This window comes from Blautia schinkii (assembly GCF_013304825.1).
Lineage (GTDB): Bacteria > Bacillota > Clostridia > Lachnospirales > Lachnospiraceae > Blautia_A > Blautia_A schinkii_B.
This window is the reverse complement of record NZ_JAAWUO010000037.1, coordinates 1-1,902: the sequence shown is the minus strand read 5'-3', so window position 1 is coordinate 1,902 and position 1,902 is coordinate 1. Positions and strand designations below refer to the sequence as shown.

The window sequence follows — 1,902 nt, the reverse complement described above, 5'->3', positions numbered from 1 at the left end:
CTGCCACTCAAAATGTGATTAAACATACTCACATCGAGATAATGCGGATTCTCACGAATACCGCTTACTGTTTCTTTGTGTATGCTTTTGAGTAACCGGAGTTATCTCTACTCACAGATCCTAAGTACACTCCACAGTCGTTAATTCCCGAAATAGCCTTCGGTACATACTTACGTTTGCGGGATCATGCAACTTCGTAAGTCTCTGCATCTCTCAGATTCAGTGCTGCATTGAGATCTCTGTCCTCAATATATCCACATGTGCATCTGTAGATCCTGTCTGAAAGTTTCAGATCTTTTTTAATACAGCTGCAGCAGTGGCAGATCCTGGAAGATGGATACCATCGGTCAACTACCCTCAGTTCGATTCCATATTCAGCACATTTTGTTTTCAATTTTGTCCGGAATTCATAGAATTTCTGGGACGCAACTGCTTTTGAGAGATGCCGGTTCTTCATCATCCCGGATATGTTCAGATCCTCAATCGTTATATGAGACGGCTTGGTTTTCACTATCTCAGATATTACCTTGTTGATATGATCTGTACGGATATTTTCTATCCGATGATGAAGTTTCTGTACTTTAAGCTTTTGTTTGCATATATTTGCTCTTTGAGTGGTCTCTCCTTTCTTTAAGGTCTCATATTTACGGGAAAGCTTTCGCTGTGCCCGTCTTAATTGTTTCTCAAGTTTTCTGATCCGTGCTGTTTTATTGATATTTCTGTATACAGTTCCATTTGACACAACTGCAAAGTCTTTCAGCCCCAGATCAATTCCAATCCCATCAGTGAAATTTCCATCTGCTTCCGGAGCAGGTATATCGACAAGTGCAGACACATAATATCTGCCCGCTTTCATGGAAACTGCCCCGCTTCGGATCACATATCCATCTTTAGAAGCCGGAATGTAACCTTTTTCTTTCAGCCTTACCCAGCCAAGTGTTGGGATCTTGATCCTGTGACGTTCACAGAGACAGTCTTTGGGATTATTCTTTACAAAATACATTTTTACATCAGATCTTCCTTTTTTCTTATATCTCGGGAAACTACTCTGATGATGAAAAAATCTTGAAAAAGCGGTACAGGCATTTTCGATTGCATTCTTTACCGATTTGGAACTGACTTCTCTGATCCAGAAATATTCCGGATGCCCTGGAAGGTATTCATTGTTCAGCCATACACTGAACGACTTGCCGCTCATAAATCTTTCACCGGCATCATAACGTTCTTTATTATGAAACAGGTAGAAATTATAAATATATCTGCATGTGCCGATTGTCTTATGTATTTTGATCTTCTGCTCTTCTGTAGGATTGATCTCTGTCTTGAAGCTCTTCAGCAATCTCCTCATCCTTTTCTATCTGTTTTTTATACTTACGAAGTCCATATAATCTACAGGAAAACACATCAAGGATGGAAATAATATCCTGTACAAGTTCTTCCTGTGGTGACAGTTCTTCATTGTTCACCACCAGTATCGTTGTGTGGAATTTCATGCAGAATCTTTCAAACCAGTCGTATCCAAAACGGATAAATCTGTCTTTATGCGTGATCACTATGGTTTTGACCTTCTGCTCCATGACTTCGTCCAGTAATCCATTCCATTTCCTGCGGTTATAATTAAGTCCGCTTCCATAGTCTTCAATGCACTGGTCTACGATCATTCCTCTGGCATTACAGAACTGACGCAGAAATGCTGTCTGATTTTGAAGATCATCCCTTTGGTTTTTTGTAGATACTCTTGCATAAATAACAACTTTTCGTTTATCATGTTCTATATTTATACCTTTAAATTGAAGATACTGGTCATATGTGTAATAACGCCTGTCTGTTGGAGTTCGGTTTGCTTTTAAGATTCCCTCTCTGTCCCATCTCTGAAGCGTTTTTACAGAAACACCTAATAAT

At 39.5% G+C, this 1,902-nt stretch carries 2 protein-coding genes; both read right to left on the bottom strand.

Annotated elements, in window-relative coordinates:
* Nucleotides 1-184: 184 nt before the first annotated feature.
* The gene (locus HFM85_RS15925) at nt 185-1,348 is read right to left on the bottom strand and encodes an RNA-guided endonuclease InsQ/TnpB family protein (RefSeq protein ID WP_173772930.1); all 1,164 of its coding nucleotides are present in this window, start codon (nt 1,346-1,348) and stop codon (nt 185-187) included.
* Nucleotides 1,278-1,902 (bottom strand): IS607 family transposase (locus HFM85_RS15920; protein WP_173754725.1); only part of this gene is annotated, 625 nt, incomplete at its 5' end. The genes HFM85_RS15925 and HFM85_RS15920, both read right to left, overlap by 71 nt.